Annotated in this window: 22 protein-coding genes; 5 read left to right on the plus strand and 17 right to left on the minus strand. The window is 66.7% G+C overall.

Translation table 11 applies throughout. The annotated features are described in order from the left end of the window. Positions 1-29: 29 nt before the first annotated feature. Entirely contained in the window at positions 30-725 is a 696-nt protein-coding gene (gene lexA / locus AAC067_RS02950) for a transcriptional repressor LexA (RefSeq protein ID WP_339929366.1), read from the plus strand. Here lexA and AAC067_RS02955 read toward each other — a convergent pair. After that, the gene (locus AAC067_RS02955) at positions 706-2859 is read right to left on the minus strand and encodes a ComEC/Rec2 family competence protein (RefSeq protein WP_339929368.1); all 2154 of its coding nucleotides are present in this window, start codon (positions 2857-2859) and stop codon (positions 706-708) included. The two genes, lexA and AAC067_RS02955, sit on opposite strands and share 20 nt — an antisense overlap. Positions 2860-2871: 12 nt before the next feature. On the opposite strand from AAC067_RS02955, the gene gltX reads away from it, so the two are divergent. Together gltX and gltA are read left to right on the plus strand one after the other, a co-directional pair. Next, positions 2872-4284: a glutamate--tRNA ligase gene (gene gltX, locus AAC067_RS02960; RefSeq protein WP_339929370.1), complete on the plus strand. Its 1413-nt coding sequence runs from the start codon at positions 2872-2874 to the stop codon at positions 4282-4284. Positions 4285-4346: 62 nt separating this feature from the next. Further along, positions 4347-5648, plus strand: a complete 1302-nt coding sequence (gltA, locus tag AAC067_RS02965) for a citrate synthase (protein ID WP_339929372.1) — start codon at positions 4347-4349, stop codon at positions 5646-5648. A gap of 45 nt (positions 5649-5693) precedes the next feature. Here gltA and lpxB read toward each other — a convergent pair whose 3' ends face one another. The 16 genes from lpxB to rpsB all read right to left on the minus strand — a co-directional run bounded on the left by lpxB (position 5694) and on the right by rpsB (position 22422). Further along, positions 5694-6866, minus strand: a complete 1173-nt coding sequence (gene lpxB, locus AAC067_RS02970; RefSeq protein WP_339929374.1) for a lipid-A-disaccharide synthase — start codon at positions 6864-6866, stop codon at positions 5694-5696. Next, the gene (lpxI, locus tag AAC067_RS02975; protein ID WP_339929376.1) at positions 6863-7717 is read right to left on the minus strand and encodes a UDP-2,3-diacylglucosamine diphosphatase LpxI; all 855 of its coding nucleotides are present in this window, start codon (positions 7715-7717) and stop codon (positions 6863-6865) included. Before lpxI ends, lpxB begins: the two co-directional genes overlap by 4 nt. Beyond that, positions 7714-8499, minus strand: coding sequence for an acyl-ACP--UDP-N-acetylglucosamine O-acyltransferase (gene lpxA / locus AAC067_RS02980; RefSeq protein WP_339929378.1), 786 nt, complete (start codon positions 8497-8499; stop codon positions 7714-7716). Before lpxA ends, lpxI begins: the two co-directional genes overlap by 4 nt. Beyond that, positions 8496-8960, minus strand: a complete 465-nt coding sequence (gene fabZ, locus AAC067_RS02985) for a 3-hydroxyacyl-ACP dehydratase FabZ (RefSeq protein ID WP_339929380.1) — start codon at positions 8958-8960, stop codon at positions 8496-8498. Before fabZ ends, lpxA begins: the two co-directional genes overlap by 4 nt. Next, positions 8957-9976, minus strand: coding sequence for a UDP-3-O-(3-hydroxymyristoyl)glucosamine N-acyltransferase (gene lpxD, locus AAC067_RS02990; protein WP_339929774.1), 1020 nt, complete (start codon positions 9974-9976; stop codon positions 8957-8959). The genes fabZ and lpxD overlap by 4 nt, the downstream gene beginning before the upstream one ends. A gap of 22 nt (positions 9977-9998) precedes the next feature. Further along, complete coding sequence (locus tag AAC067_RS02995) at positions 9999-10586, minus strand: OmpH family outer membrane protein (protein WP_339929382.1); 588 nt, start codon at positions 10584-10586, stop codon at positions 9999-10001. 34 nt (positions 10587-10620) lie between these two features. Further along, complete coding sequence (gene bamA / locus AAC067_RS03000) at positions 10621-12996, minus strand: outer membrane protein assembly factor BamA (RefSeq protein ID WP_339929384.1); 2376 nt, start codon at positions 12994-12996, stop codon at positions 10621-10623. Positions 12997-13082: 86 nt separating this feature from the next. Further along, the gene (locus AAC067_RS03005; protein WP_339929386.1) at positions 13083-14300 is read right to left on the minus strand and encodes a M50 family metallopeptidase; all 1218 of its coding nucleotides are present in this window, start codon (positions 14298-14300) and stop codon (positions 13083-13085) included. Positions 14301-14340: 40 nt separating this feature from the next. Then, on the minus strand, positions 14341-15537 hold the full coding sequence (dxr, locus tag AAC067_RS03010) for a 1-deoxy-D-xylulose-5-phosphate reductoisomerase (RefSeq protein WP_339929388.1): 1197 nt from the start codon (positions 15535-15537) through the stop codon (positions 14341-14343). After that, positions 15534-16352 carry a phosphatidate cytidylyltransferase gene (locus tag AAC067_RS03015; RefSeq protein WP_339929390.1) on the minus strand — a complete coding sequence of 273 codons (819 nt, stop codon included), beginning with the start codon at positions 16350-16352 and terminating at the stop codon, positions 15534-15536. Before AAC067_RS03015 ends, dxr begins: the two co-directional genes overlap by 4 nt. After that, positions 16352-17101, minus strand: a complete 750-nt coding sequence (uppS, locus tag AAC067_RS03020) for a polyprenyl diphosphate synthase (RefSeq protein WP_339929776.1) — start codon at positions 17099-17101, stop codon at positions 16352-16354. The genes AAC067_RS03015 and uppS overlap by 1 nt, the downstream gene beginning before the upstream one ends. Before the next feature lie 53 nt (positions 17102-17154). Further along, a complete protein-coding gene (frr, locus tag AAC067_RS03025; protein ID WP_300445279.1) occupies positions 17155-17712 on the minus strand; it encodes a ribosome recycling factor in 558 nt (185 codons plus the stop codon). A 29-nt stretch (positions 17713-17741) separates the two neighbouring features. Next, on the minus strand, positions 17742-18485 hold the full coding sequence (gene pyrH, locus AAC067_RS03030) for a UMP kinase (protein WP_339929395.1): 744 nt from the start codon (positions 18483-18485) through the stop codon (positions 17742-17744). A 204-nt stretch (positions 18486-18689) separates the two neighbouring features. Next, positions 18690-20306: a M20/M25/M40 family metallo-hydrolase gene (locus AAC067_RS03035; RefSeq protein ID WP_339929397.1), complete on the minus strand. Its 1617-nt coding sequence runs from the start codon at positions 20304-20306 to the stop codon at positions 18690-18692. A 126-nt stretch (positions 20307-20432) separates the two neighbouring features. Then, the gene (tsf, locus tag AAC067_RS03040) at positions 20433-21374 is read right to left on the minus strand and encodes a translation elongation factor Ts (protein WP_339929399.1); all 942 of its coding nucleotides are present in this window, start codon (positions 21372-21374) and stop codon (positions 20433-20435) included. 91 nt (positions 21375-21465) lie between these two features. Next, positions 21466-22422 carry a 30S ribosomal protein S2 gene (gene rpsB, locus AAC067_RS03045; protein ID WP_339929401.1) on the minus strand — a complete coding sequence of 319 codons (957 nt, stop codon included), beginning with the start codon at positions 22420-22422 and terminating at the stop codon, positions 21466-21468. A 248-nt stretch (positions 22423-22670) separates the two neighbouring features. Here rpsB and AAC067_RS03050 point away from each other — a divergent pair, with 248 nt between their 5' ends. Then, positions 22671-23333, plus strand: a complete 663-nt coding sequence (locus tag AAC067_RS03050) for a hypothetical protein (RefSeq protein WP_339929403.1) — start codon at positions 22671-22673, stop codon at positions 23331-23333. Then, entirely contained in the window at positions 23330-24151 is an 822-nt protein-coding gene (locus AAC067_RS03055; RefSeq protein ID WP_339929405.1) for a M23 family metallopeptidase, read from the plus strand. Before AAC067_RS03050 ends, AAC067_RS03055 begins: the two co-directional genes overlap by 4 nt. Positions 24152-24155 lie beyond the last annotated feature (4 nt).

Consider the following 24155-nt stretch of genomic DNA (forward strand, 5'->3'; position numbering starts at 1 on the left):
TCACGCCTTGTTCTGGACGATTCGCCTCCATGCTTACGCGCAAACAGCACGAACTCCTGATGTTCATCCACGAACGCATCAAGGAAACCGGCGTCTCGCCCTCCTTCGACGAGATGAAGGAAGCGCTTGATCTGGCGTCCAAATCCGGCATTCACCGGCTGATCACGGCGCTGGAGGAACGCGGCTTCATCCGCCGTCTGGCCCATCGCGCCCGGGCGCTCGAAGTGGTCAAGATGCCGGAACAGGCTACGACCGGGGCCCCGGTCCGGGGCCGCGCCCCCTTCCGCCCCGACGTCATCGAGGGCGGCGGCCGTCCGCAGGAGATCGAGGCCGCCAACGACGTCCGCGAACTGTCGCTGATGGGCAAGATCGCCGCCGGCACCCCCATCGCCGCCATCGAACACGAGACCGCCCGCTATCCGGTGCCGGAATCCATGCTGGGGGCCGGTGAACACTATCTGCTCGAGATCGAGGGCGATTCGATGATCGAGGCCGGCATCCTCGACGGCGATCTGGTGATCATCAAATCGGTCGACACCGCCAACTCCGGCGAGATCGTGGTGGCTCTGGTTGAAGGTGAAGAAGCCACCCTCAAGCGCTTGAGGAAAAAGGGCCAGTCTATCGCTCTGGAACCCGCCAACCGCGCCTATGAGACCCGCATCTTCGGTCCCGATCAGGTCGAGGTCCAGGGCAAGCTGGTCGGACTCATCCGCCGCTATCACTGACGTCCGGATCGGGCCGCGCGCTCCACGGCCGCTGACCCCGCACCTGCGCCGACCATACCGCCTTCCAGCCTGAGCCCTCGCGCCACAGTTCGACCGCTCCGCCCCGGGCATGGTCTGCCCCGTCCAGCACCAGCCGCCCGTCACAGGTCGCTGGCAACACCGGCACGCTCGCGCGCAGACTGATCACCTGCGCCGAACCGCACAGCGCCTCCAGCATCTCCGTATCGGGTGCCTTGCGGCCCCAGTTCATCGCCAGCACCCCGTCGGCTTTCGGGCGGCAACTGAACCGGTCGCAGACCCAGCCTGCATCTGGACGGTCGACACCCTGCAGGCCGCGTCGCCGCGACCACAGGTCGGTAGCAAAGGTGCGCACGCCCGGCCGCACGATCACGGCCTGATCCCCGACGACAACGGCCGCATTGGTCCCGCCGTCGCCGATCCAGATATCCGGCACCGGCCCGCGCGGCCAGATCATCACGGCTGCAGCGAACGGCAGGCCCAGCCAGCGCATTCGCCCGCGCCACAGGCACAGAAACAGCACCCCGATGAAGGCCACTGGCAGGGCGGCGACCGGCGCGCTCGACACGGTCTTCACCGCTCCGGGCAGGCCGGCGACGGTGGTACCGATGGTCATCATCACCTCGATCGCCCGCGCCGCGACCCACAGGAATGGCGCGCCCAGCCCCAGCGGCTCCAGCATCGCCCCGAGGGCCAGGGCGGGCATCATCACAAAGTCCGCGACCGGCGAGGTGCCCATATTGGCCAGCAGCCCATAGACCGCCGTGCGGTTGAAATGCTGCATGGCGAACGGTCCGGTCGCCAGCCCGGCCACCAGACTGGCGGCACAGGCGGCCAGGATCCAGCTGCCGATGCGTTGCACAGTGACTATCGGCCAGGGAGCCGACAGCTCGCGGATCCGGCGTGGCCAGACCTCCGACAGGGCCACCAGGGCGGCCGTCGCCGCAAATGACATCTGGAAGCCCGGGGTGACGATGGCCTCCGGCTGCAGCAGCAGGACCACGAAGGCAGCCGTCGCCAGGGCGTTCATGGTGATCGCCTGCCGGTCCAGCAGGATGGCGGCAAAGGCGATCGAGGCAGTAATGGCCGCCCGCTCGGCCGGCGGCGGGGCTCCCGACAGGATCAGATAGCTGAATACAGCGATCAGGCCCGCCACCGCCGCCACCTTCTTGCCCGGCACCCGCAGGGCCAGCCATGGCCAGGCGGCGACGACCAGCCGCACCAGGAAAAAGGCAAAGCCGCCGACGATGGCCATATGCAGGCCCGAGATCGACAGGATGTGGGCCAGACCGGAATCCCGCATCACATCCACATCGGCGCGGCGAAGCCACGCCTCATGGCCGGTGGTCATGGCTGCGGCGATGCCCCCGTTGCGCTCGCCCAGCCGCGCCACGATCCGCTGCGCCAGACCGTAGCGGACCCGGTTCACCCGCATGGCCAGCCGCAGCCGCCACGGGGCGTCGTCCAGCACCGCCGGCCGCGTCTCCCCCAGGGCGAAGGCCACCCCGCCCATGCCCTGGAACCAGGCGTTGCGGCCAAAGTCATAGGCCCCCGGCGCGGCCGGAGCCGGCGGCGGGTTGAGAATGGCGAACAGCCGCACCGACGCGCCGGGCGGCGGTGGCTCACCGCGCAGTGTGGCCCGCAGCCGATGCGGCGTCGCGGCCGGGTCCAGCCCCCGCACTCGTACCGGCGCGATCACCACGCGGGCCCCGCGCTCGCCGGGACTGTCGACATCGACGACCCAGGCCTCAATCACGGTCGGCTCCGACAGGGCCGGGGCGATCGGGGCGGCGATCCGTTCGCTACGAACCCTGGCCGTCGCCAGCCCCATCGCCAGACAGGCCAGCAGCAGCAGCGGCAGTGTCCAGCGCCGCGACCGCCCCATCCGACGCGCCCCCAGCCACAGGCCAGCGGTCAGGGCTGCCAGCACCACCAGCGGCCACAGCGGTGGCTCGACCTTGAGCACGAAATAGACGCCGCAACCGCCGCCGAAGGCGACCGGGGCCCACAGCCGCCAGCGCGGACTCTGCGCCGCGACCTCTGACCGAAGTCCATCGCGAATCCGGGCCGCGGCCCTGTGAATTGCGGAACCGAACGGTATAAGAACGGCACTCATGGACATGCCTGAATGACCTCCTCCGCTCCCGTCGTCACCCGCTTCGCCCCCTCTCCAACCGGCTACCTGCATATAGGTGGCGCGAGAACGGCGCTGTTCAACTACCTATACGCGAAAGGTCGCGGCGGGAAATTTCTTGTCCGTGTGGAAGACACCGACCGCGAACGCTCGACCGACGGGGCCGTGAAGGCGATTTTCGACGGTCTCAGCTGGCTGGGTCTGTTCGCGGACGAGGAGCCGGTGTTCCAGTTCGCCCGTGCCGACCGGCACCGCGAGGTCGTGGCCCAGCTGGTCGCGGCCGGTCACGCCTATCGCGACTGGACCTCGGCCGAAGAGACCGGAGCCCTGCGTGACGCCGCCAAGGCCGAGCGTAAGACCTTCGAATCCCCGTGGCGTGACCGCGAGGCGTCCGAAGGTGATCCGGCCCAGCCTCACGTCGTGCGTTTCCGCCGCCCCCTGCCCGGCTCGGTCACGGTCGAGGATGCAGTCCAGGGCACGGTGACCTGGGCCAATGCCGATCTCGACGATCTCGTGCTGCTGCGTTCGGACGGCGCGCCGACCTACAATCTGGCCGTGGTGGTCGATGACCACGACATGGGCGTGACGCACGTCATCCGCGGTGACGACCACCTGAACAATTCGGCACGCCAGTCTCTGATCTATGATGCCATGGCCTGGGCCCTGCCGACCTTCGCCCATATACCGCTGATCCACGGACCCGACGGGGCCAAGCTGTCCAAGCGGCACGGGGCCCAGGCCGTCCATGAATATGCCGAGATGGGCTATCTGCCCGAGGCCATGCGCAACTATCTGACCCGTCTGGGCTGGGCCCATGGCGACGACGAACTGTTCAGCGACGCCCAGGCCCTGGAGTGGTTCGATCTGGACGGCGTCGGCAAGGCCCCGGCCCGGCTGGACTTCGACAAGCTGGCCCACGTCAACGCCCACTGGATCCGCCTCGCCGACGATGAGCGGCTGGCCAAGCTGACGCTGGATATCCATCTGGCGCGCGGCCACAGCCTGTCCGAGCATGACGAGGCCCGCCTGGCCCAGGCCCTGCCCTTCATCAAGGACCGCGCCAAGACTACGCTCGAGCTGGCCGACCAGACGGCCTTCGTGCTGAAGGTACGGCCGCTGGTGATCGACGAGCGGGGCCGGACCCAGCTCGCCGGTGAGGCCGGCGAGCGTATCGGTCGACTGCGCGCGCGCCTTGCCCTGTTCGAAAGCTGGGACGTTTTTGCCCTGGAGACCGAGCTCAAGGTCTTCGCCGATGAAGAGGCGGTCGGCTTCGGCAAGATCGGCCCGCCGGCCCGCGCCGCGCTGACCGGCGGCCATTCCGCGCCGGATATCGCCAAGATCCTGGCGGCGCTCGGGCGCGAGGAAAGTCTCGGGCGCTTGGATGATGCGCTGCAACCGACTATCTGACACTAACACTTGGATCCGGTTCGCGACTCCCCTCGCTGGCTGGACTGCACAAAGGGGCTGCAATGACTGAACAAGCCAAACCCGCCGGAACGGCCACGCTCGCCTATGACGGCAAGAGCGTCGACCTGCCGGTTCTGGCCGGGACGACCGGTCCGAACGTGATCGACATCCGCAAGCTGTATGGCGCAACCGAAGCCTTCACCTACGACCCGGGCTTCACCTCGACCGCCGCTTGCGAAAGCGCCCTGACCTTCATCGACGGCGACAAGGGCACGCTGCTGCACCGTGGCTATCCGATCGACCAGCTGGCCTCTCAGTCCAATTTCGTCGAGGTCTGCCACCTGCTGCTGCGCGGCGAACTGCCGACGGCCGCGGAATACGAAGCCTTCGAACGCAGCATCACGATGCACACGATGCTGCATTCGCAGTTCGACCGCTTCTTCGAGGGTTTCCGTCGCGACGCCCATCCGATGTCGATCATGGTCGGCACGGTCGGTGCCCTGTCGGCCTTCTATCACGACAGCCTCGACATCCAGGACCCGGTCCAGCGCAACATCTCGGCCATCCGCCTGATCGCCAAGATGCCGACCATCGCCGCGCGCGCCTATAAATATCACGTCGGCCAGCCCTTCGTGTCACCGCGCAACGACCTGAACTACGCCGAGAATTTCCTGCGCATGTGCTTCGCCGTTCCGGCCGAGGACTATGTCGTCAATCCGGTACTGGCCAAGGCCATGGACCGCATCTTCATGCTCCACGCCGACCACGAGCAGAACGCCTCGACCTCGACCGTGCGTCTGGCCGGGTCGTCGGGTGCCAACCCGTTCGCCTGTATCGCCGCCGGCATCGCCTGCCTGTGGGGCCCGTCGCACGGCGGGGCCAATGAAGAGGCGCTGAACATGCTGAAAGAGATCGGCACTCCGGACAAGATCCCGGAGTTCATTGAGGGCGTGAAGGCCAAGAAATACAAGCTGATGGGCTTCGGACATCGCGTGTACAAAAACTATGACCCGCGCGCCAAGGTCATGAAGGAATCCGCAGACGAAGTGCTGGCCGCCGTCGGCGACCCCAACGACCCCCTGTTCCTGGTGGCCAAGGAGCTGGAGCGGATCGCGCTGAACGACGAATATTTCATCGAGCGCAAGCTGTTCCCGAACGTCGACTTCTATTCGGGCATCACCCTGTCGGCGATGGGCTTCCCGACCTCGATGTTCACCGTGCTGTTCTCGCTGGCCCGCACCGTCGGCTGGATCGCCCAGTGGCAGGAAATGATCGGCGACCCGACCCAGAAAATCGGCCGTCCGCGTCAGCTCTACACCGGCCCGACCGAACGCGATTTCGTGCCGATCCAGTCGCGCGGCTAGGGTTCGCGCCGCGCAATAGGCTGAAAGACAGAGACGCCGGGGCCCTCAGGCTCCGGCGTTTTTCTTTACGATCACCTTCAGCACCGCCTCGGCCGCCAGCTCCGACGGGTCCGGGGCCCCGCGCCCCATCAGATCCAGCGCCGCCGTCTGCCGCGCCGCCTGATCCGCCCGGGCGGCCGGATCGTTCAGCAACCGCCCGACCTCGGCTGCCATTCGTTCGGGCGTGGCCTCGGTCTGGATCAGCTCGGGTGCGATCTCCTCGTCGGCGGCGATGTTGAACAAGGTCGCGTATTTGCCGGTGAAGAAGGGCCGCATGATCGCATAGCTCAGGCCGTCGAACCGGTAGGCGATGACCATCGGGGCCCCGGCCAGAGCCAGTTCGGTCGAAACGGTGCCGCTGGTCGCCAGGGCCACGTCACAGGCGCGCATGGCGTCGTATTTCTCGGCCTCCTGCACCAGCTGGACCCGGAACGGCCAGGCGGCGATGCGAGCGGCGACCTCGGTGGCCACGGTCCCGGCCGCGACCACCGCGACCTGCAGATCGGGGCGGTCGGCCTTCAGCTGCGACACCGCCTGTTCGAACACCGGGGTCATGCGGCTGATCTCGCCCGGTCGGCTGCCCGGCAGGACCAGCAACAGGGGGGCGTCGGCGGCCATGTTCCGGCTGGCCCGGAAGCGCGCGCCGTCGGCCTTGTCCATGTCGACATGCACCGCCTGGGACCCGACCACCGTGGTCGGCAGGCCTTCGCGCTCGAACCAGGGCGCATCAAAACTGTACAGGGCCAGCAGATGATCGACCGTCGCCGCCAGCGTCTTCGCCCGGCCCGGACGCGAGGCCCAGACCTGCGGACCGACATATTTGACCAGGGGCACACCCGGCAGCACGGCCTTCAGCGCCTTGGCCACGCGGATGGTGAAGCCCCAGCTGTCGATCAGCACCACCGCGTCGGGCTTTTCAGCCACCGCCAGGGCCACTGTGTCCGTGACCCGGCGCTTGACCGTCCCATAGGCCTTCAACCCCTCCAGCCAGCCCAGAATCGACAGTTCGGCGATGTTGAACGGGCTGTCGATGCCCAGGGCCGCCATCCGGGGTCCACCGACCCCGACGAACTCGACCGGTCCATCGGCCTGCGCCTTCAGCGCCGAGGCCAGACCGGCCCCCAGGGCATCGCCCGAAGCCTCGGCCGCCACCAGCATGATCTTCAGCGGACGGGTCATCCCCGGTCCTCGCCCCAGATGAACAGACCCAGCCGGTCGGCGGTCTCGATCAACGCCGGGCGGTTGATCAACATCAGGCGCCCGGCCTGACCGCCAACTCCGGCCAGACCGGCCAGGGCGGCCAGCTCCAGCGTCCGGGTACCAATGACCGGCATGTCGACGCGCAGGTCCTGGATCGGCTTGGGGGCCTTGCCCAGGGCGCCGCGCGGTGCACCGGGGCGTCCGCGCAGGTCGGCGGGCAGGCCGGCGACCCGCATCAGCATCGCGTCCGTGCCCTCCTGGGCCTCGACCGCCAGCACCAGGCCGTCGCAGACGACCGCCCCCTGACCAATGTCCAGTTCCCCGGCCTTTTCCGCGACATGAAGCGCTTTTTTCAGATCAGCAATCTGATCGGCGGTCGGGATGACGGATCCCAACGCCCCGGCCGGCAGGGTCTCGCCGCCGAGGATGTCATCGGCCCCCTCGATGGCATAGCCCTCGGCCTCGAACACCGACAGGATCTTGCGCAACAGGGCGTCGTCGCCCCGCGTCGCGGCGGCGATGATCCCGGGCAGCAGGGTCGCGCCCTTCAGATCCGGCTTCAATGTCTTGAAATCTGGCCGGTTGACCATGCCCGCAAAACAGACCGACCCACACTCGGCGGCCTTCAGCGCCCCCAGGATGCGACCGATCTCGGCCATGCCCGCCGCAATTCCCGGATAGCGGGCCAGATGCGGATCGGCGAACCCGTTCAGCCGGATCACGAACAGGGGGCGGCCCTCGGCCTCGCACCGGGCGGCGATCGCCTGCGGCAGGGCCCCGCCGCCGGCGATCAGGCCGAGACGCGCGCCCGTCGGGCGATCGGCACTCATTCGCCCGGCAGGCACAGCGGCCGCCGCGCATCGGCGCGGATGAAGGCGACGATCTCCATGATCTCGGGCAAGTCAGCATAGGCCGTTGCCACCCGGTCCAGGCGTTCGGCAAACACACCGTCCGCCTCGAACAGCTCACGAAAGGCGGCCAGCAGGCGGCGGATCTGGTCCTTGCCATAGCCCTTGCGCTTCAGCCCCACGAGGTTGAGCCCGTGCAGCCGCGCATGATTGCCCCAGGCCGAGCCATAAGGGATGACATCGCGGGTCACGGCGGCCAGACCGCCGATGATGGCACCCTGCCCGACCCGGCCGAACTGGTGGATGGCGCACAGACCGCCGAGGAAGACCCTGTCTCCGATGGTCGTGTGACCGCCAAGGGTGGCGTTGTTGGCCATGGTCACATGGTCGCCGACGACTGCGTCGTGACCGACATGGGCCCCGGTCATAAACAGGCCGTTCGACCCGATCCGGGTCAGGCTGCCGCCCTGGGGCGTGCCGCGATTGAAGCTGCAATGTTCGCGGATCACGGCATCGGCCCCGATCTCCAGCCGCACGGGCTCGCCCTTGTAACCGCCATGCTGCGGATCGCCGCCGATCAGGGCGAAAGGATGGATCACGCCGCGCGCGCCCACCGCCGTGTCCTGCTGGATCACCACATGGCTGGCCAGGTGCACATCCTCTGCCAGGGTCACCCCGGGTCCGACCTGGCACCAGGGCCCGATGCCGACGCCGTCAGCCAGAACCGCCGACGGATGAACCAGCGCGGTCGGGTGGATGGTCACGGCTGCGCCACGGTGACGACCATGGCGGCGAAATCCGCCTCGGCCGTCAACTTGCCGTCGACGAAGGTCTCACCCCGGAATTTGAAGATGTCGCCCCGCTGGCGGGTGACCACCACCTTCATCCGCATCTGGTCGCCCGGTCGCACCGGCTTGCGGAAGCGCACGCCGTCGATCGACATAAACATGATGACCTTGCCCTCGACTGCCACATCCAGCGTCTTGGACATCAGCAGGGCCCCGGTCTGGGCCATGGATTCGACGATCATCACCCCGGGCATGACCGGATCGATCGGAAAATGACCTGGAAAATAGGGCTCGTTGTGGGTGACGTTCTTGATGCCGGTGATCGAGGTGTTGGCGACGAAATCCTCGGCCTTGTCGATCAGCAGGAAGGGATAACGGTGCGGCAGACGCCGCATGACCTCGGCATAATCGATAGAGACGCTGGTTTCTTCGGTCATTCCGCCTTGTCCTTTGTCGCGGGACTCGCCTTCCGCGACACCTGTCTGGCGAGCCAGACCGCCTCACGCAAGGACTGGCGGATCGGTTTGGCGGGATAACCGGACCAGGTCTCGCCCGCCGGGATGTCGGCCAGCACACCGGCACCGCCCGCCACGCGCGCGCCGTCGCCGATACGGATGTGGTCACCGATCCCCGCCTTGCCGCCGAACATGACATTGTCACCGACGGTGACCGAGCCGGAAATGCCGGTATGGGCCGCCATCAGGCAGTTGCGGCCGATCACGCAATTATGGCCGATCATCACCAGATTATCGATCTTGGTATTCTCGCCAATGACCGTGTCGTCATAGGCTCCACGGTCGATACAGCTATTGGCCCCGACGCTGACTCCGTCCTGCAGGATGACCCGGCCCAGCTGGGGCACGTCGATCGGTCCGATGCTGGACCCGGCGGCCCCAAAGCCCGGCTCGCCGATCCGGGCCCCGGACAGGATCCGAACCCGATCACCGATCAGGGCAAAACCGATCGAGGCATTGGATCCGATCTGGCAGTTGCGGCCGATCTGGACGCCCGGGCCGACGACCGTATTGGCCCCGATGCGAGTGCCACGGCCGATGCTGACGCCCTGGCCCAGCACCACACCGGGCTCGATGGTGACGTCGTCATCCTCCAGCAGGGCCCGCGGCCCGGCCCCGATGCCGATCACAGTGTGAAGGATAAGAGAGGCGCGCGCCCAGGCCGCCTGCGGCTCGGGCGAGACGATCACGGCGGTGTCCGCCGGCACATGGTCCACCGCGGCGGCCGGCACGATCACGCAGCCGGCGGCGGTGGTCTTCAGGGCCTCGTTGAATTTGCGATCGGCCAGAAAGGCGACGGCGTTGGCGTCGGCCACAGCCAGCGGGGCAACGGCGGAAATCGACCGTTCACCACCCCGCACAACCGTCCCGCCGATCCGGTCACCCAGCTGGGTGACCGTCACGGCGGACAGGCTGTCGAAGAAGCGGGGGTCGGGCATCATGCTCCGCCCGATCCCGGACCTATTGGCCCGGTTGCTGGACCGGCACCGCCATGCGGTTGAAGCTCAGCGTCGGCAGGGCCGTGTTCAGGCGCTGGATGGCCAGATCGGTGACGTCCATGGCCGGGTTCATCATGAAGACGCTCTCGCGGCTCAACAGGATGCCGCAACCGCGCTCCTGATAGATGGCGACCAGGATGGGCTCGACGGCGACCGAGATCAAACGGCGCTGTTCACTGAGCGTATAGCGCAGCTCGTTGTCGCGGGTCTGTTCCAGCTGCTGGGCTTCCTGGATACGCTGCTGCAGGGCTTGGCTGCGCGAGTTACGCTCGGCTTCCGGCAAAGCCGCACCGCTGGTCTGCAGGGTCTGGATCTCGGACTGGATCGTGGTGGCGTACGGGGTCAGTTCACCCTGCACTTCCTGCGAGAGCTGCTCCATCCGGGCCTGGACGGCCTGACCGGCGGTCGACTGGGCCAGCAGGCGCTGGTTGAAATAGACGCAAACACCGGGAATGACCGGGCCCGGGTTGGCCGGACCGGCCGTCTGGGCCACAGCGGTTGAAGCGACGAGCGAAGCGAGCGCGAAAGCGCCGATAGCGAACAGTTTCATCTTTGGCCTTTAGAACGAACGGACGGTGCCGCGGTTAGAACTGGGTGGAGGTCGAGAAGCGGAAGGTCTCTGTCTTGTCGTAGTCTTCCTTGCCCAGAATATGACTGAGGTCGAAACGGATCGGTCCCATCGGCGACTTCCAGTGGACGCTGAGACCGGCCGAGGCCCGGAACTGCAGGTCGTCGACGATGCGCGTCGACGGATTGCCGAGTTCATCGGTCGTATAGCGGTCGTCCAGCATGCCCAGCGTGCCGACATCGGCGAACAGGGACGTCTTGATCCCGTACTGCTCAGGCAAATAGTTCGGAACGGTCAGCTCGATGGTGCCGATCAAATAGAAATTGCCGCCCAGGGCATCGCGCGTGCTCAGGTCACGCGGCCCCATGCCGGCCGTCTCGAAGCCGCGGAAGCTGTTGCCGCCCTTGAAGAAGCGGTCGTTGATGCGGATCGCATCACCGGCCCAACCGGCCACATAACCGGTCGAGGCCTGAGTCGAGACGACCCATTGCGGAGCGATGCCGTAATAGGCCGAGACGTCCGCCTCGGTCTTTACATAATTCACGTCGCCGCCGATGCCGGCAAAGTCCTGCCGGAGCGAGCCGGCCCAGCCGCGCGTCGGGCGGACCGGATCATTGGTCCGGTTGACCTGCAGCGTGTAGCCCGCCGACGAGTTGATAAAGGACCCGACCTGATCACACAGCGCCGAGGAACCTGTGCCGTTGCAGAAGCCGGTCGGCACGATGATCTCGTCCGCCTTGATGAAATAGCGGGTGCTGAACAGGGTGAAGGCGTTCAGCGGATAGGACAGGCGCAGGCCCGCCCCGGTCGACCGGTAGTCATACGACGAATATTTGCTGAGGTCGTAGCGCGAGTGGAAGGCGTCAAAGCCGGCCCGCAAATCCCGACCCAGGAAGCGGGGCTCGGTGAAGCGGAAATCAACCTGCTGACGCAGCGAGCCCCATTCGACCCGGGCTACGACATTCTGGCCGCGACCACGGAAATTGCGCTCGGTGATGCCCAGGTTGACGACGAAGGAGTCGACCGAACTGAAGCCCGCACCGACCGAAAGCTCGCCGGTCGGCTGCTCCTCGACGGTAACATTGACGACGGACCGGTCGGGGGCGGCACCGCGCACCTCCTCGACGGTGACGTCCTTGAAGAAGCCGAGACTGCGCAGATTGTTACGCGACCGCTCCAACAGGGTGCGGTTGAAGGCGTCACCCTCGGTCAGCGCCATTTCGCGGCGAATGACCGGGTCGATCGTGCGGGTATTGCCGACAATGTTGATCCGCTCGACATAGACCCGCTGGCCCTCGGTGACATTGAAGGTCACGTCCACCAGCCCAGTCTCCGGGTTGGCGGTATAGGTCGGGTTGATCTCGACGAAGGCATAGCCGGCCGAGCCGGCGGCGAAGGTCAGGGCATCGACAGCCCGTTCGATCTTGTCGCTCTCGTACAGGTCGCCGGAGGTGATCGGCAGCAACCGTTTGAGGAAATCACCGTTCAGTCGGTCGCTTTCCGTAACGACCTTGATCTCACCGAAATTGTATTTGCGACCTTCATCAAGGGTGATGGTCACGCCGAAGGCGCTGTCGTCCGGGCTCAGTTCGGCCACGGAGGACAGGACGCGGAAATCGTAATAGCCCCGATTGGAGTAGAATTTCCGCAACTGCTCGCGGTCATAGTCGAGCCGGTTCGGGTCGTAATTGTCGTTAGAGGTGAAGAAATTCCACCAGACCGACTGCTTGGTCACCATGACCTCGCGCAGGTCATTGTCCGAGAAGGCCGTGTTGCCGAGGAAGGTGATGGCGCGGATGCCCGTCTGGGGGCCCTCATCGATCTCGAACACGACGTCGACGCGATTCTGCTCCAGCTGGACCAGCTTGGGCGTGACCGTGGCCGAGATCCGGCCCGACAGGCGGTACAGTTCAACCAGCTTGCCGACATCCTCCTGGATGCGGGCGCGGGTATAGATGCCGCGCGGACGGATCGTGACCTCCTCGCGCAGCTTGCTCTCGGTGATCGCGCTGTTTCCCTCGAACACCACCTGGTTGATGATCGGGTTCTCGACGATATCGACGATCAGGTCGCCGTTCTGCGCCACGCCGAGCTGAACGTCGGCGAACAGACCCGTACGGTTCAGGGTGCGGACGGCGACGTCCAGCACGACCGGACTCACCATGTCGCCCGGCTGGATCGGCAGATAGGACAGGATCGTGGTCTGATCGATACGCTGGTTACCGCGCACCACGATGCGGTTGACGACGGCGGCTTCTTCCTGACGCGGGGCCGGCGAAGCCTCGGCCGGTGCCTGAGTCGGGGCGGCGGACGCCGGGTCCGTCTGTGCCAGTGCGGGCGCACCCAGACCGGCCGCGACCGCCAGGGCCAGCAGGCTGGGAACCAGCGACATCGGCCTCAGGGCACGGACATCGGGACGAAGAACAGCGGACGCATCATTTTGGATCATACGGGAAACCATCGGGGGCTGGCGTCGGCTCATGAGGCGAGCCCGCCGAGGAATTTGAACAGGCTCAGCTTTTGCAGGTCGTTCCACGTCGCGAACAACATCAAACCTACGAGCAAAGCAAGGCCGACGCGATAGCCGACCTCCTGAACCTTGGCGGGGACTGGCCTGCGAGCAACAGCTTCATAGCCGTAAAATAGCAGGTGGCCCCCGTCGAGAACAGGAATCGGCAAGAGATTTAGAAAGCCAATTCCAATCGAAACTATGGCGGCGAACTGAACCAGCATCAGAGCGACGTTGGCGGCCTGCAATCCGACGTCCGTGGTGGCGGCCGCAGCCTGTTTGGTCACACCGCTGGCCGCCTTGGCAATGCCCAGCGGTCCACTGAGCAGATCGCCCGACTCCTTGCCGGTGGCGATCCGCCCCAGATAGGTCATGGTCGTGCCCAGAATGTCGCCGGTCTGCTTGACCGCCTGGCCGAGCGCCTCATGAGGGGGATAGCGGATATAGGTGACCTCGCCGGGACGCGGATCCCAGCCGACACCGAGGAAGCCGACCCGGACCGGACCCGAAATGGGATCCTCGCGCAACTGACGCACCGGCGTCGCCGTCAGCTTGACGCGCTGCCCGTCGCGCAGAACGACGAAATCAACCGGCGTACCGGCCCTGAGGGCCACGACCTGACCGACATCGCGAAAGTCGGCGATGGTTCGGCCGTCGACCTCGATGACCCGGTCCTGAACCTGGAAGCCGGCCGCGGCGGCGGCGGTGCCCGGCTGAACCTCGGCGATCCGCGCCGGCACCACGCTGACGCCGAGGCCGGCGAACAGCAGGGTGAAGATGGTGATGGCCAGGACAAAATTCGCCACCGGCCCGGCCACGACGATCAACGCCCGCTGCCAGATCGGTTTGAAATAGAAATAGTCGCGCTCGGCCCCGGGTCCGTGCTCGGCCACGATTTCCTGACGCAGCGCTTCGATCCCGGCCTGGTCAGGCACGGAGGAACTATCGAGGTCGCCGGAAAATTTCACATAGCCACCCAGGGGCAGCAAGGCCAGTCGCCACTCGATTCCGTTCCGGTCGGTCCGACTGAACAGGGTGCGGCCAAAGCCGATCGAGAAGCGGTCGACCTTCACCTTGAAGGCACGCGCGACGAGGAAATGACCCAGCTCGTGAATGGTGACGACGACCGTCAGCACCACCAGAAACGGGACCACATAGACGAAGACCTGTCCGAGCAGGTTCAGCATTACGATCGTCTCTCCCGTTGCCGATGTGGCGTCCTGATGGTCAGGCCGCCCTGGCGAGTCTGCCGATGATGGACTCCGCCACCCGTCGCGCCTCGGCATCCACGGCCAGGGCCGCGTTGCAGGCGTCGTCGGAACCGGAACTCACCCCCGAGTTCGTCACGCGTCCCAAGGTGTCGGCGATGACTGCGGCAATATTGAGAAAGGCCAGTCGGCGGTCAAGGAAAGCCATGGCTGCGACCTCATTGGCCGCGTTGAAAATCGTCGGGGCCCCGCCTCCGGCCTGCAACGCCTGCCGCGCCAGCGCCAGGGCCGGAAAACGGGTCTCGTCGGGGGCCTCAAAGGTCAGACGACCCAGCGCCGGCAGGTCCAGACGCGGTGCCGGCCAGGCCAGCCGGTCAGGCCACGCCAGGGCACAGGCGATCGGCGTCTTCATTTCGGGCGGCCCCATCTGGGCCAGGGTCGAGCCGTCGATGAACTCGACCAGACTGTGAATGATCGATTCCGGATGGACCACGACATCGATCCGCTCGGCCGGCATATCGAACAGATAGGCCGCCTCGATGGTCTCCAGCCCCTTGTTGGCCATGGTGGCACTGTCGACCGAAATCTTGGCCCCCATGCTCCAATTGGGATGGGCGACGGCCCGCTCGGGCGTGATTCCGGCCATTTCGGCCCGGGACAGGGTCCGGAACGGCCCACCGGACGCCGTCAGCACCAGCCGGGCCACCCGCTCGGGTGCGTCGGCCGGAAACACCTGGAAAATGGCTGAATGCTCGGAATCGACGGGAATCAGTTGACCACCCGAGCGCCGGACCCGGTCGATCAGGGCCGTCCCGCAGCAGACCAGACTTTCCTTGTTGGCCAGGGCCAGGGTCGCCCCCGTGCCCGCGGCGGCCCAGGCCGAGCGAAGGCCGGCGGCTCCGACGATGGCCGCCATGACCCAGTCCACCGGGCGGGTCGCGGCCTCGACGATGGCGGCCTCTCCGGCGGCGGTGGCGATCCCCGTGCCGGCCAGGGCAGCGGTCAGCGCCTCCAGCTGGGCCGGCCAGGCGGTGACCACGAGAGCCGGACGCCAGCGACGGGCCTGTTCGGCCAGTCGGGCAATATTGGCCCCGCCGGTCAGAACCTCGACCTCAAAGGCCCCGGTGCCCGCCGTCTCGGCCGCATCCATCAGATCCAGGGTCGAGCAACCGACCGAACCCGTCGAGCCGAGGATGCTGACGCGCCGCCGGATCATGCGCCCCGCTCCAGCAGGATGACGATCAGACGCCCGCACGCCACCACCACCACCGCGAACATCAGGCCGTCGACGCGGTCCAGCAGACCGCCGTGACCGGGGATCAGCGTGCCCGCATCCTTGACCCCGAAGCGCCGCTTCAGCGCCGATTCCCACAGATCACCGGCCATGGTCGCAAGCGCCGCGGCCAGGCCCAGCACTCCACCCCAAAATGCTGTCAGCGCCCCCATGTCCAGCCAGGCCGCCATGATGACCCCCGCCGTCGCCCCGGCCGCCAAGCCGCCGAAGAAGCCTGACCATGTCTTGTTCGGCGAAAAGCGCGGCCACAGCTTCGGGCCTCCGACCGTGCTGCCGACGAAATAGGCCATGATGTCGGACGACCAGGCCACGGCGAACACCAGCACGGTCCAGTGCAGGCCGACGGTCGAATCCAGATCCCGCAGCCAGATCAGCAGGACGATCGGCCAACCGAGGTAGAGGACTCCATAAGCGGCATCCAGCGCCTCCTCGCCGCGGCTGCGCGCAAACATGGCGGCCGCGAAGGAGCCGAACACCAGCATGATCAGGGCCAGCGACAGCTGTCCGGCATGGGCGGTCACGGCAGCAGCCACCAGCCCAAAGGCGACGGCCCCGGCCATCACCCGCCAGGTGCGCGCGGCGCTCATCGCCGCCCATTCGACCGCCAGCAGTCCGGACGCCAGAAGCATCAGCCCCAGGAACCAGATCCCACCGGCCCAGGTCGCCAGGACGGCGGCCGGACCCAGCACAAAGGCCGAGGCGGCGCGCACGCCGATATCGCCGACCTTGACCGCCATCAGCCTGCCGCGAGAGCCGCGACGCCCTCGATCCCGCCGAAGCGCCGGTCCCGGTGACGATATTGCTCGACGACATCCGCCAGCGCCTCGGGCCCATAGTCCGGCCACAGCACCTGCTGATAGACCAGCTCGGCATAGGCGGCTTCCCACAGCAGGAAGTTCGACAGCCGCCGCTCGCCCGAGGTGCGGACGATGACATCGACCGGCGGTGCCCCTGCCGTCGACAGCCCGGCCCCCAGAATATCCTCGGTCAGCGGGCCGCTGGCTTCACCGGCCAGCACGCGGTCCAGATGGCGCTGGGCGGCGTCGACCACATCGGCGCGACCGCCGTAGTTGAAGGCCACCTGCAGCAGGAAACGGCTGTTGTGCGCCGTGGTCCGCTCGGCCCGGTCCACGATTTCGGCGATGTCGTCCGGCAGACCCGTACGTCGACCCAGAACCCGCAGCCGAACCCCGGCCTTGGCCAGTCGCTTCAGGTCGCTGCTCACATAGGCCCGGACCAGCCCCATCAGGTCCGAAACCTCTTCAGCCGGGCGATTCCAGTTCTCGGTCGAGAAGCCGAACACGGTCAGGCATTCAATACCGAAGTCCGGGGCCGCCTCGATGGTCCGCTTCAGCGCCTTGACCCCTTCGCGATGGCCCATTGTACGCGGCAGGCCACGCGCCTGGGCCCAGCGACCGTTGCCGTCCATGATCAAGGCGACATGCTTCGGCCCGTCGGGAATCGACCCGTCGGCAACACGCGGCATGGTCGTCGCTTCGACCGTCATGGCGGATGAATGTTCCAAGCTGATGTGCGCCGTCAGACCTGCATGATCTCAACTTCCTTGGCCTTCAAGGCCTCATCGATGCGCTTGATAACGGCATCGGTGTCCTTCTGGACCTCGGTCTCCATCCGCTTCTGGTCATCCTGACTGATCTCGCTGGCCTTCTCGGCCTTCTTCAGATCGTCATTGGCGTCGCGGCGGACGTTACGCACCGAAATCTTCTGCTGTTCGGCATATTTGCCGGCCAGCTTGGCCAATTCCTTGCGACGTTCCTCGGTCAGCGGCGGCACCGGAATGCGCAGGGTCTGACCGTCAACGATCGGGTTCAGCCCCAGGCCGGCGGCGCGGATGGCCTTCTCGACCGGGCCGACCATGGTCTTGTCCCAGACATTGACCGAGATCATCCGCGGCTCGGGCACGCTGATGGCGGCGACCGAATTCAGTGGCGAGGTCGAGCCGTAGGCCTGGACCTGGACCGGATCCAGCAGGCCGACGTTGGCCCGGCCGGTCCGCAGGCCGGCGAACTCTTCCTTCAGGGCCACGACAGCCTTGTCCATGCGGTCGCGGTAGGTCTTGAGATCGGGTTGGGCCATCAGAGTTTCCCTAGGAGGTCAGACAGATGTCAGGCGGACTTTTCGCCGGACGTGATAACAGTGAACGTACCCTGACCGGTCAGGGTCTTGCGCAGCGAGCCGGGCTCGCGGATCGAGAAGACCACGATCGGAATGCCTGAGTCCCGCATCAGGGCGATGGCCGAGGCGTCCATCACCTTCAGGTCCTTCGACAGCACATCATGGTAGGTCAGGGTATCGTAACGGGTTGCGGCCGGATCCTTCTTGGGGTCGGCGGTATAGACCCCATCGACGCTGGTGCCTTTCAGCAGGGCGTCACAACCCATTTCCGCCGCGCGCAGGGCAGCGCCGGAGTCCGTGGTGAAGAAGGGGGCACCGACACCGGCGGCGAAGATCACCACCCTGCCCTTTTCGAGGTGCCGCAGGGCGCGGCGGCGAACGTAGGGCTCGGCCACGGCGTTCATGGTCAGGGCGCTCTGCACCCGGGTCTGCACGCCGATCTTCTCGAGCGCGGCCTGCATGGCCAGGGCGTTCATCACCGTCGCCAGCATGCCCATATAGTCGGCGGTGGCCCGTTCCATGTCCCCGGCGGCCTTGGACAGGCCGCGGAAGATGTTGCCGCCACCGATGACCAGACAGATCTCGACACCCTCACGCGCGACCTGGGCCACAGCCTGGGCCACCCGGTCGACGGTCTTCATATCGATGCCGTAGGCCTGATCGCCCATCAGCACCTCACCCGATACCTTCACCAGCACGCGCTTGTAGCGAAACTCGGACGGGACGTCGGGCATGGGCAGGATCCGTGTGCAGGCGGGAATCGGGCAAGGTATCATAGACGAAGGGCGCGCCGGGCTTCAAAGCCCAACGCGCGCCGATAGGCAACCGCTACCGTTCGGCAGCGGACATAGGGTCAACCCTTGTCGACCGTCATCTTCGGTCCGACGGGCACCGGAAATGACGTTCCGGATCACTGATCCGGGCGGCGCGTCCGTTGGTCAATCACCGCCCGGATAGGCGAACGGGTCGCTGGCCGTTGGTCGGGTCGGCAGGGGCATGCGCGGCAGGGGCTCGTCGCTGTTGGCCGCGTTGAGCAGGAAGCTGGCCAGGATCACCGCCGCCTGACGCAGGTCGTCGGGCCTCAGGTGGTCATAGCTGTCGATCGAGGTGTGGTGCAGGCGACTGCCATAATCGAGCGGGTCCTGGATGAACTGATACCCGGGCACGCCCACGGTCTGCATGTAGACGTGATCGGTGCCGCCCGAATTGCGCAGGGACACGGTCGAGGCTCCCATGCTGCCAAAGGGCTCGAGCCACTGCTCGAACACCGGCACGGCGGCGACATTGCCCTCGGCGTTGATGCCGCGGATCTTGCCCGAACCGTTGTCGAGGTTGAAATAGGCCACCAGGTCGCGGTAGCCGGGGCGCGGCTCGACCGGCCAGCGGGCGCGCCAGGTGCGATTGTTCGGCAGGGCGGCGAGGGCCGGATCGCTCAGGGCCGCACGTGTCGCCAGATGACGGTCGACATAGGCCAGCGAGCCGAGGATGCCCTGCTCCTCCCCGCTCCACAGGGCAAAGCGGATGGTGCGTTTGGGCCGGACCCCCAGCACCTTGAGGATGCGCGCCGCCTCCATGATCACGGCGCTGCCGGCCGCATTGTCCACGGCTCCGTCCGACGCCACCCAGCTGTCGAGGTGGGCACCGGCCATGACATATTCCCCGGACCGACTGGTCCCTGGGATGTCGGCCAGAATATTGTAGGCATTGACGTCGTCGTCGTGGAACCGGACCTCGCTCATCAGCTCAAGGGTCGGCGGCGTATCGGTCAAGGCCAGACGGGCAAGGCGGCGATAGTCCTCGGCGGCCAGTTCCATACCCGGAACGCTCGGGGTGGCACCGACCTGATAGGTGTAGCCGGTGCCGTGCAGCAGGCCGCCGTCGCGAGCGGACATCTTGACCCAGGCCAGCGCCCCCTCTTCCGCAAGGAAGGCGTCAAGCCGCAGGGCGAAGTCCGCACGGCCGGACTGCAGCCCGCGCTCGACGGCCTCGGGATCATGCCGGGGCAGCGCATAGCCGGCCCGGTCCTGCAGTTCCTCATCGGTCCAGCGACGGAACGCCGGCTCCGTCGGCTCGGACGCGGTATCCGGCCGGGTGATCATGACGATCTTGCCACGCAGCTTGCCGCGCCACTGATCGAACTGACCGGCGCTGGTGATCGGTGCGACGACCACGCCGCCGCTGATCACGCCGTTGGTCGACGGCGTCCAGGCGATCGGAATGGCGCGCAGGTCGATCGGGCGCGGTGCGGTCATGCGGGCGCTGGAACGCACGATTGACCAGCCACGGCCGAACTCGAAACCTTCGGCCCGGACGTTGGACAGGCCCCAGTCGCGGAACCGCTGCTGGGTCCAGGCCTCGGCCTCGCGCATCTGGGGCGAGTTGGTCATCCGTCCGCCGATCCGGTCGGTGAGATGGGCAGCGGTCTGCATGACCTCGCTGTGGTTCAGCCCCTGGTCGATGATGCCGTTGATAGCGACGCGGTCCACCTCCTGGGCGGTCACCGGCCCGGCAGCGAGGATGGCGATGGCGGAAACAGCGACGAGCAGACGCTTCATGAACAGACCCCTTTGAATCAAGCGGAGCCATTTGAGCCGAGACTGCCGTCCGCGCAAAGGTGAATCGAAAAGGGGGCCGGCGATTTCTCACCGGCCCCTTGATCAGTTGTGGTGGACGAATGCGGCCTACTGACCGCCGGTCATCGACGCCACTTCAGAGGCGAAGTCCGGGCCTTCGACCTTCTCGACGCCTTCACCCAGCGCCAGACGGACGAATCCGGCCAGGTGCAGGCCGGGCGCGCCCAGTTCCTTGCCGGCGTCAGCGACCAGCTGCTCGATGGTCACGTCCGGGTTCATCACGAACGGCTGCTTGGACAGCACCACGTCCTTCTGGAACTTGTTGATCTGGCCTTCGACGATCTTGTCGATCATGGCTTCCGGCTTGCCCTCTTCCTTGGCCTTTTCGGTCAGGACAGCGCGTTCCTTGGCGATGGCGGCCGGGTCGAGGTCGTCGGTGTTCAGCGACAGCGGCGCGGTGGCGGCGACGTGCATGGCAATCTTGCGACCCAGTTCACGCAGCTTGTCCTTGTCGCCACCGCCGTGCAGGGCGACCAGCACGCCGATGCGGCCCAGACCCGGTGCCACGGCATTGTGGACGTAGGAGGCGACAACGCCTTCATCGACCGACAGGCGGGCGGCGCGGCGCAGCTGCATGTTCTCGCCGATGGTGGCGATCATGCTGGTCACTTCATCCTGGACCGTCTTGCCGACTTCAAGCTCGGCACCGTGCAGGCCTTCGAGCGTGGCGTGATCCAGACCCAGTTGGGCGAAGGCCTTGGCGGCGTTCTGGAACAGGTCGTTGCGGGCGACGAAATCGGTTTCCGAGTTGAACTCGATGGCGGCGCCGACTTCACCGGCTCCGACTTCTTTCGAGGCCACGGCCACGAGGCCTTCGGCGGCGACGCGGTCGGCCTTCTTGGCGGCCTTGGACAGGCCCTTGGCGCGCAGCCAGTCGATCGAGGCGGCGATGTCGCCGTCATTCTCGATCAGGGCTCTCTTGCAATCCATCATGCCGACGCCGGACTTGGCGCGAAGTTCCATGACGAGGGCGGCGGTGATCTCGGCCATTATGGGCTCCTGAGTATTTGTATGCGGGAACGGCCGGACCCGTTGAGGTCCGGCCGCATAGTCTGGTGCCGGCAGTAGAATACGGGGCTGTTTAGGCCTTCGCGTCCTCGGCCTTGGCAGGCTCTTCAGTCGTCTCGGCAGCGGCCGGGGCCTCAGCAGCGGCCGGAGCTTCGGCGGCGGCCTTGGCAGGGGCCTTGGCTTCAGCAGCAGCAGCCGGGGCTTCAGCGGCGGCGATCATTTCCTCAGCGACGGCTTCGGTACCGGCCGGAGCGGCGTCGGCCTTAACCGGGGCGGCAGCCTCGGCCAGCATCGGCTCGACCGGCGCTTCCGACGCACCCAGATCCACACCTGCCTGCGAGGCACCGGCGGCCAGGCCGTCGAGGACGGCGTCGGCGATCAGGTCGCAATAGGTCTGGATGGCGCGGGCGGCGTCATCGTTGCCCGGGATCGGATAGGTGATGCCGTCCGGATCGGAGTTGGTGTCGAGGATGGCGATGATCGGAATATTCAGCTTGCGCGCCTCAAGGATGGCGATGGCCTCCTTGTTGGTGTCGATCACGAACATGATGTCCGGCACGGAGCCCATGTCCTTGATGCCGCCGAGGCTCAGCTCGAGCTTGTCGCGCTCGCGCTCGAGGTTCAGCAGCTCCTTCTTGACGCGGCCGTCGCCACCCGACTCCAGCAGGGTGTCCAGCTCGCGCAGGCGGGCGATCGAGCCCGACACGGTGCGCCAGTTGGTCAGCGTGCCGCCGAGCCAGCGGTTGTTCATGTAGTACTGGGCGCAGCGGGTCGCAGCCTCGGCGACCGGGCCGGCGGCCTGGCGCTTGGTGCCGACGAACAGGACGCGACCGCCCTTGGCCGCGACTTCACGCACGGCGACCAGCGCCTGGTGCATCAGCGGCATCGACTGCGACAGATCGATGATGTGGATGTTCGAGCGCGATCCGAAGATGTAGCGCTCCATCTTCGGGTTCCACCGGTGCGTCTGGTGGCCGAAGTGCGCGCCGGCTTCGAGCAGGGTACGCATGGAGAATTCAGGCAGAGCCATGATCTGGTAAGTCCTTTTTCCGATCAACCTTGCGCAGACGGTGAAAGAGCCGCCCGGAATTGGGAGGCTCCTCGGAACGGCAGGGATCGGGATGTTTCCCCGAACCTCACCACGCCTGCGTGAGAAGTGCCGCGGCTTCTAGGCGTATACGACCGCAAAGGCAAGGACCGGCATGCCATGCCCGCACAGGCTCCGTAGCGAAACTGACATATCGACGGTATATTGATCGTCCCTGAACGGAGGGCGATATGAACCGACGCAGAATGGCGGCCATCGGTGCGGGCGCAGGCCTGGCCCTGGTCCTCGGGGCCGTGGCCTGGACCCAGATCCGGTCGGATCCCGCCCCGATACCGTCCGAGGTTACCGTGACGCCGTCACGGACCGATGCCGCGGCCCTGACCGTAGCGCGACGCGATCCCCTGGCCGCCCGCCTGCGCGAGGGGCTGGACAAGGACCCCGCGACCCGCACCCTGATGGCCCGCGCGGCCGCCTCGCCCGTGCCGGTGCTGGCCCCCTCGGACCCGGCCCTGCTGCAGACCGCCCGGCTCTTCACCGGCGACCGCCACTATATGATGGTAGTTCTGCGTGAGGATCAGATCATCGAGATCTACGGGACGACCAAGGCGTTCCAGTCGCCCGTCGTCCGGCCCCGGCGCCCGGCTCCGGCCCCCGCCATCACCGCCGCCCGCGTCGTTCCCGGTGCAGCCGCCATGACCCGCGCCCGCGCCCAGGGCCTGACCAACATCGGCACCGAGCGAACCGAGTACGGTATCGACGTCACCTTCAACCGCTTCGGCGCGGCTTATAACGTCAGCTTCATCTGTGAGAACCAGGGCGCGACGGGCTGCGCCGAGGCCGAGGCCATCGCCTTTGCCGCCGACCTGCGACTGATCGGCGGAGGCCCACAATGAGGCGGTTGATCCCGGTGGGGCTGCTGCTGCTTCTGACCGCCTGTTCGCCCAACGGCTGCAGCGGCACCGACACCACGCCCCAGACCGGAGGCACCGCCGTCGGTGACACGGTCGCCCCGGACCCCGAAGTCACACCGGAGCCGGAACCCGAGCCTGAACCACCCCTGCCCGAGCCGGTCAGCTGGCCGCATGAGGCGGGCGGTGGCCTGGTCCCGGGATCGGGGTCCGGTGCCGCCGACCCGACCCTGTGGGCCCCGGGGATCCGCTTTCCGATCGAGGCAGCCCCGGCCTATGCCAACTCACAGGTCTATGGCTACGGCGGCTTCGCCGCGCCCGGTCCCGGCGGCCAGTGCGACACCCGCAACTACAGCTATCCATGGCGCGATAATTTCTGCGAAACCCGCTCATGGACCAACGGCTTCTGCCCGACGGGCAAGGGCCATCAGGGTCAGGACATCCGCCCCGCGACCTGTGAGAAGAAGGTCCACTGGGTCGTGGCGGCCGAGGCCGGCCAGATCACCTCGATCGGCAGCTATACGGTCACGGTGCTGGGTGAGTCCGGCCGCATCTACCGCTATCTGCATATGGACATGGCCGGGGTCCACGCCCTATTCCCCACCCTCGCCTCACGCACGGTCACCCGCGGCCAGCATCTGGGCCGGGTCTCGAACGATTTCGGCGGCTCGGCCACGACCATTCATATGCATTTCGAGATCAAGGCCCCGGTCACCGAAGGCGGACCGACCACGGTGACCTTCGTCCCGACCTATTCCAGCCTGGTCGACAGCTATGGCCGGCTGCTCAATGACTCCGCCTGAAGGA

This window comes from uncultured Brevundimonas sp. (genome assembly GCF_963977465.1).
In the GTDB taxonomy this organism is placed as follows: Bacteria; Pseudomonadota; Alphaproteobacteria; order Caulobacterales; family Caulobacteraceae; genus Brevundimonas.

Excerpts from the sequence above, each read along its gene's own strand:
- lexA (WP_339929366.1), top strand. The coding sequence starts at position 30 with ATGCTTACGCGCAAACAGCACGAACTCCTGATGTTCATCCACGAACGC.
- pyrH (WP_339929395.1), bottom strand. The coding sequence starts at position 18,485 with ATGCCCGACGTCCCGTCCGAGTTTCGCTACAAGCGCGTGCTGGTGAAG.
- dxr (WP_339929388.1), bottom strand. The coding sequence starts at position 15,537 with ATGATCCGGCGGCGCGTCAGCATCCTCGGCTCGACGGGTTCGGTCGGT.
- AAC067_RS03015 (WP_339929390.1), bottom strand. The coding sequence starts at position 16,352 with ATGGCGGTCAAGGTCGGCGATATCGGCGTGCGCGCCGCCTCGGCCTTT.
- lpxD (WP_339929774.1), bottom strand. The coding sequence starts at position 9,976 with ATGCCCGACCCCCGCTTCTTCGACAGCCTGTCCGCCGTGACGGTCACC.
- AAC067_RS03035 (WP_339929397.1), bottom strand. The coding sequence starts at position 20,306 with ATGAAGCGTCTGCTCGTCGCTGTTTCCGCCATCGCCATCCTCGCTGCC.
- lpxB (WP_339929374.1), bottom strand. The coding sequence starts at position 6,866 with ATGACCCGTCCGCTGAAGATCATGCTGGTGGCGGCCGAGGCTTCGGGC.
- frr (WP_300445279.1), bottom strand. The coding sequence starts at position 17,712 with ATGGCCCAACCCGATCTCAAGACCTACCGCGACCGCATGGACAAGGCT.
- AAC067_RS03005 (WP_339929386.1), bottom strand. The coding sequence starts at position 14,300 with ATGCTGAACCTGCTCGGACAGGTCTTCGTCTATGTGGTCCCGTTTCTG.
- gltX (WP_339929370.1), top strand. The coding sequence starts at position 2,872 with ATGACCTCCTCCGCTCCCGTCGTCACCCGCTTCGCCCCCTCTCCAACC.
- gltA (WP_339929372.1), top strand. The coding sequence starts at position 4,347 with ATGACTGAACAAGCCAAACCCGCCGGAACGGCCACGCTCGCCTATGAC.
- AAC067_RS02995 (WP_339929382.1), bottom strand. The coding sequence starts at position 10,586 with ATGAAACTGTTCGCTATCGGCGCTTTCGCGCTCGCTTCGCTCGTCGCT.
- tsf (WP_339929399.1), bottom strand. The coding sequence starts at position 21,374 with ATGGCCGAGATCACCGCCGCCCTCGTCATGGAACTTCGCGCCAAGTCC.
- uppS (WP_339929776.1), bottom strand. The coding sequence starts at position 17,101 with ATGCCGCGTGTTGCCGACGGGTCGATTCCCGACGGGCCGAAGCATGTC.
- AAC067_RS03050 (WP_339929403.1), top strand. The coding sequence starts at position 22,671 with ATGAACCGACGCAGAATGGCGGCCATCGGTGCGGGCGCAGGCCTGGCC.
- bamA (WP_339929384.1), bottom strand. The coding sequence starts at position 12,996 with ATGTCGCTGGTTCCCAGCCTGCTGGCCCTGGCGGTCGCGGCCGGTCTG.
- rpsB (WP_339929401.1), bottom strand. The coding sequence starts at position 22,422 with ATGGCTCTGCCTGAATTCTCCATGCGTACCCTGCTCGAAGCCGGCGCG.
- lpxI (WP_339929376.1), bottom strand. The coding sequence starts at position 7,717 with ATGAGTGCCGATCGCCCGACGGGCGCGCGTCTCGGCCTGATCGCCGGC.
- fabZ (WP_339929380.1), bottom strand. The coding sequence starts at position 8,960 with ATGACCGAAGAAACCAGCGTCTCTATCGATTATGCCGAGGTCATGCGG.
- AAC067_RS02955 (WP_339929368.1), bottom strand. The coding sequence starts at position 2,859 with ATGAGTGCCGTTCTTATACCGTTCGGTTCCGCAATTCACAGGGCCGCG.
- AAC067_RS03055 (WP_339929405.1), top strand. The coding sequence starts at position 23,330 with ATGAGGCGGTTGATCCCGGTGGGGCTGCTGCTGCTTCTGACCGCCTGT.